The 5,895-nt window shown below is 38.9% G+C and carries 5 protein-coding genes; all 5 read left to right on the forward strand.

What is annotated here, in order from left to right; all coding sequences use genetic code 11:
- The first annotated feature begins 219 nt into the window (after positions 1 to 219).
- On the forward strand, positions 220 to 1,404 hold the full coding sequence (locus ACIR131C_RS23580; protein WP_051347641.1) for a DUF1565 domain-containing protein: 1,185 nt from the start codon (positions 220 to 222) through the stop codon (positions 1,402 to 1,404).
- A gap of 149 nt (positions 1,405 to 1,553) precedes the next feature.
- Positions 1,554 to 2,192, forward strand: a complete 639-nt coding sequence (locus tag ACIR131C_RS0119765) for a COP23 domain-containing protein (protein ID WP_028091561.1) — start codon at positions 1,554 to 1,556, stop codon at positions 2,190 to 2,192.
- 129 nt (positions 2,193 to 2,321) lie between these two features.
- A complete protein-coding gene (locus tag ACIR131C_RS23585; protein ID WP_035372583.1) occupies positions 2,322 to 2,990 on the forward strand; it encodes a COP23 domain-containing protein in 669 nt (222 codons plus the stop codon).
- Positions 2,991 to 3,154: 164 nt separating this feature from the next.
- Positions 3,155 to 3,988, forward strand: a complete 834-nt coding sequence (locus ACIR131C_RS0119775; RefSeq protein WP_028091562.1) for a S1 family peptidase — start codon at positions 3,155 to 3,157, stop codon at positions 3,986 to 3,988.
- A gap of 29 nt (positions 3,989 to 4,017) precedes the next feature.
- Positions 4,018 to 5,895 (forward strand): tetratricopeptide repeat protein (locus ACIR131C_RS23590; RefSeq protein ID WP_081677227.1); only part of this gene is annotated, 1,878 nt, incomplete at its 3' end.

Below are 5,895 nucleotides of genomic sequence, written 5' to 3' on the forward strand. Positions count from 1 at the left end.
CTCGTGAACTCGTTCCCAGACCTGGTAGTTTGAGGCTCTGCCTCAAATACAGTAAACACAGTACAAGCTTCCGGTGACATTCCCCCCCTCTGTCGGGGAACGAGCGAAAAGAGGGGAAAAGAGGGTAAAAATTTATATGTTAAATTTTATAAACTGATAATATTTATAGTGTATAATGTAATAAATTAAAGATGTATCGCTCAAGTCAGGGAGTAATTAATGAGAAATAAGTTTGGATTAGGAAGCTCCTTTTTAGTGACAACATTGGCTGTATCTAGTTTACTTGGTGTCACATTTGCAGCACAGGCCCAATTGCCATCGGTTTCACCGATAATTTATGTTGACCCTGTTAATGGTTTAAATCTTGATCAAGCTAGAACATCAGCAAAGCCGTATAAGACTATTACTGATGCTCTGAGCCAGGCCAAACCGGGTACAGTTATTCAGTTAGCTCCTGGTAATTATAGCGAGGAATCATTTCCGATAGTACTCACACCAGGGGTAACATTACGGGGTGATGAATCCAACAGGGGTGAGAGAGTAGTTATTTCTGGTGGTGGTAATCATATCACTCGCAGTTTTGCGAGACAGAATATTACTATTTTGGCAGATAAAGATACCACTATCGCAGGTGTAACCGTCACTAATACCAATGAAAGGGGTACAGGTGTATGGGTAGAATCAACTAACCCAACTATCAAAAATAGTACCTTTATTAACAATGATCGGGACGGAGTTTTTGTGACCGGCGAAGGGAATCCTCGCATTGAAAATAACCGATTTGTGCAAAATAGTGCTAATGGTATTTCCATAACGAAAAAAAGCCGGGGAGAAATTCGTAATAATTTATTTCAGAATAACGGCTTTGGTTTAGTCATTGGTGATACTTCCAGCCCCTCGCTAACGGAAAATCAAATCGTTCAAAACAAAGATGGTATAGTGATTTCCGAATCTGCTAAACCTTTAGTGCGTAAAAATACAATTCAGAACAATCAGCGAGACGGTGTTGTTCTCATTCATAATGCTTTACCTGATTTGGGGACTAGTAATAAGCCAGGTGGCAATGTCATTGCCAATAATGGTCGTTATAACTTTCACAATGCCACGAAAAACAATACCATGTTTGATGTCACAACGACAGAAACACCATATCCTTCACAAACTGCTGATTTATCATCCGGTGATCCTAACATAGCACTGTTAAAAAAATGGGAACTAACACCTGTAACCTGTAACTCTGGTAGTGAAGTAGTTACCATCATCATGAGTCGCAGACAATACTGCATTACGCCCCATCCAGACTTGACAGCTAAACGTTACCAGTATAATCAAGCCACTGGTAACCTCAAAGCTTTAGCAGATTCACCTAGACCTACTTCCTCTCGTTCAAGGGGGGGTTTATAGGTTTCTGTATTTTTAGATCACAATCACATTTAGGAGTTACAGAAAAGCAAAGTCTTAGTAACTCAAGTTGCTATTTAGTCGAGATAATAGGTAATGGCTAACTAGTAATTAGTGATCAAGTCTTTCATTCTTAATATTTACGAGGTGTTATGAAATATCAACTGAAAACAGCGATGATAGTGGCAACTTTAGCCTTATCCAGTATTTTCGCTTTTGGGTCTACAGTTCAGGCTTTCCCAAAAGTAGATAATACTATAGATGATAGTGCTGATTCAGATGTAGATCTATCCGAGGAAGCCTATGCAGGGACTCAATTCACCTGTGTACCTGATGAAAATGGTAACGTGGCCACCGTTGGTCAGCGACCTGGTGGAGAACCAATTCCCGTAATTATCTGGACTTCAGATAGTTCTAAGTATTTTGGTCAAAAGATTACTCCTCAAAGCCGTTGCCAAATCGTGACAGAAAGATTTAATCAGGCTGTGACTAATAGTGGTGGTAGCCTCCAAGATGTTGTGTTGACCAGCGGTAAAGTAGGAGATAAAACCGTCATTTGCGTACTTTCTAAGGACGATACTGGTTGTAATGGTGGTAATACTCTGTTTACTTTAAACCCAAAAAACGCCAAGAGACCAAACCAAGTTCTTGCCCAAATAGCTCAAATCAGTCGTCAAGGTTCTAGTGCTGGGGTAATTCGGGAAACCAGAGGTCGTGTCCAGGTGAAATTGAGCGATTTACTAAAAGGTAAACCTGCCGCTCGCATCAAACCTGCTACTCGTGGTTTATAATTAGTAAGAGAATGTAAAGTTTACCAGAGGTGTTGTGCAATCAAGACAAACTTCAAAGTATTTTTTCACATTCTCAACCGGAAACTCTAAGAGTCTCATTTCTTTTTCTTTTTAACATTTAGAGGTCTTATGAAATATCAATTGAAAACAGCCATTGTAGTTGCTACTTTAGCCCTGTCTAGCATTGTTGGTTTGGGTTCTACAGTTCAAGCTTTACCACCTGTAGATAATAAAGTGGATAGTAGTAATAATAATTCAAATATAAACCCATCGGAGGAAGCCTATACAGGAACTAAATTTAGCTGTGTATCCCAAGGTCAGGGTAATGTAGCTACCGTTGGTCAGCGCCCTGGTGGACAGCCTATTCCCGTGATTATCTGGACTCCTCAAGCTTCAAAATACTTTGGTGAGAAATTCACTCCTCAACAGCGTTGCCAAATTGTCACTAAGAAATTAGGTCAGGCTGTGGCTGACAGTGGTGGCAGCCTCAAAGATGTTGTGTTGATGACTGGTCGAGTCAACAAAAACACTGTCATTTGTGTAGTTTCTGCCACTGACACTGGTTGTAATGGACGTAATACTCTGTTTACCCTCAAACCAGAAAACGCGAAGAAAGCCGACCAAGTTCTTGCTCAAATTATGCAAATTAGTCGTGAAGGTAGTAGCGCTGGTGTAGTTCGGGAAACAGAAGGTCGTGTGCAGATCAAATTGGAAGATGTGCTAACAAGTAAGCGTAGTCTGTCTACTAGCCAACCTGCAAAACAACCTGCCTTTAGAGATAATTCCAGAGGCTTGTAGTTATTAACTCAAGTCCTTGGTTATCTGAGTTAATCCAGGAAAAAAAGTCATTTGTAATTAGTAATTAAGGAAGAGATGAAGTTTTGATCTCTTCCCTAATTACGAATATATAATTCATTATAATTTGTAGGCATGATTTAACCCCTATTTTTTGTCTAAAAATCATGTTTTCTCCCATAACTCGCAGATTGTTTTTACTGTTTATTACAACTGTTTCTGTGATTCAGTTATATGCCCATTCTCACCAAGTAGTTTTGGGTACTACTTTTCCTGAAAATTTTGATACTACGGCTGCCGAAATTGCCAATCAGGTGACTGTCAGAATTTTAACTAAATTTGGTTCTGGTTCAGGGGTAGTGATTAAACATGAAGGGCAAACTTATACAGTATTAACAAATAATCATGTAGTTGCTGATAGTCCTGAAGATGGTTATGAAATTTTGACTACTGATGGTAACATTTATTCAGCAGAGCAGGTCAATTGTGTTAATGGGAAAAACTTGGACTTAGCCCTAGTGAAATTTACTAGTCCAGAGGATTATCAAGTGGTAACATTGCCAAAGTCAAAAGTTATTTCTGAGGGAGAAACAGTATACGCTTCTGGTTTTCCCGCTTGGCATTTTGTCTTCAAGGGCAAGAAGCTCACTAAAATGGAAGAAACCCGCAATTGGGGAGTTAAAGCCTTTCAACTCAAAACTGGAACTATTAAAATGCAACTGGCCAAAACTCTCCCCGGTGGTTATCAATTAGGTAGCACTAATGATGTTTTTCAAGGTATGAGTGGAGGACCTACCTTAAATCAGCAGGGGGAACTAATTGGTATTAATGGGCTATTAAAATATCCTTTTCAAGGTATTGATGCTTTTACCTTTACTGATGGTACTATACCAAAAAAAGAAGATTATTTGCAAATGGAATCTCTTAGTTGGGCTATTCCTATTAACAATGTTCTTGATTTTCTCAAAGAACAAGAAATGGTTAACCAAGATCAAACATAATTAACAGGATTTACAGGAAAAATCAGAATATGAGTTTATATTTTACCAGGGTCAACTATACCATATTAACTACGGCAGTAATCGCCAATATTGTCATTTTTTTACCAACATCTGCTGCTGATACTGTTAGTACCCAAAAGATTGCTCAAATTGCTAAAAACACTTCAGTCCAAATCAATGCAGAGGGTGATCTTACTCCTGGAGGTTCAGGTGTAATTATTGCTAAACAAGGTAATGTTTATACTGTTCTCACAGCTAATCATGTAGTATGTGATGATTTAGGACGGGCAGGAAAAATTACTTGCGCTACAGACACTACTTATTCTGTGCGCACAAACACGGGCAAAGATTATCCTGTTAAAGATGTTACGGTGTTACAGAAAACTAAAAACGACGCGGATTTAGCTTTAGCTACTTTTGTGGCCACAGAAGATTATCCCATTGCTACCTTAGGAAACTCTGACCAAATGATAGAGGGATCTGATGTCTTTGTGGGCGGTTTTCCAGCGGTGTTTGGTAAAGTTGGGTCTGCCAGAGATTTTGCTTTTACTACGGGAATGGTTGTTTCTCGCGCTAGTAATGCTATGAATGGCTATGGTTTGATTTATGATGCCAGAACTATAACTGGTAATAGTGGAGGTCCGGTGTTTGATATTGCTGGTAGGGTTGTGGCTATTCACGGGTTAGCTGATACTTCAGCTAAGAATAAAACAGAAACCGGAGCAGTGGTGACACAAAAAACGGGATTTAATGCGGGGATTCCTATTAATACTTTTTTAGCTACAAATGAGCCAATTGTTAAAAACACCCCCATGAACAAGGATGATAGTCCTACTGATAAACCTGCTAATAATTTAAGTAATCCTCAGACAGCAAAGGACTTTTACGCTAGGGGTATTACTAAACTAGACCAATATAATTATCGGGAAGCTGCGGAAGATTTTACTCAAGCAATTAAGCTTGACCCTAAATATATAGAAGCATACTTCAAAAGAGGATATTCATACACCTGGGTAAGCAAACATCAAGAAGCCCTGACGGATTTTAACCAAGCTATTGTTCTTGATCCTAACTACTTGGATGCCTACCTCAACCGGGGTTGGAGTCAGCTATTCTTACAAAATGATCAAGCAGCCCTTGAGGATTTTAACCGCTCAATTCGTCTTAATCCTAACTATGCCAATGCCTATGCCCATCAAGGTATGGCTTATATTAAAATGGGAAAATATCAAGCCGCTTTGGAATCTTCTAAACAAGCTATTCGTCTTGATCCTCGCAATAGTTATGGGTACACTATTCAAGCAGATGTGCTTAATAACTTAAAAGACTATCCAGCAGCTATAAAGGTGGCAACTCTAGGTATTATTATTGATCCCGATGATTTTAATGCCTATATTAACCGCGCTATAGCTTACACTTTAACTGGTGATTTTAAAAACGCACTTTCGGATTACCAAAAGGCCTCGGAAATATTTACAAGACGTTATATTAAAAATCCTGGTTCTCTACCAGAATCACAGCCAAAACCAGGTTCTAATTCCCCAACTGAACCACAGCCAAAACCAGGTTCTAATTCCCCAGTAGAACCACAGCCAAAAACAAGTTTTAATTCTCCAGTAGAACTACAGCCAAAAACAAGTTTTAATTCCCCAGCTGAACCACAGCCAAAACCAGGTTCTAATTCTTCTAGTGACCCAAATGTAGAACTAATTAAAAGTTGGGAGGTAATTAATGTCTCCTGCAACTCTGGAGGTATGGTAGTATCAATTACAATTGATAACAAAAAATATTGTATACTTCCCCATCCCAGTTTAATGTCTAAAAGTTATCAATATAATCGGGCCACAGGTAAGTTAGAACCTGTTGATCCCAATTTAGAGCTAATTAAAAGTTGGGAGGTAATTAAT

This window comes from Dolichospermum circinale AWQC131C (assembly GCF_000426905.1).
GTDB classification, from domain to species: domain Bacteria; phylum Cyanobacteriota; class Cyanobacteriia; order Cyanobacteriales; family Nostocaceae; genus Dolichospermum; species Dolichospermum circinale.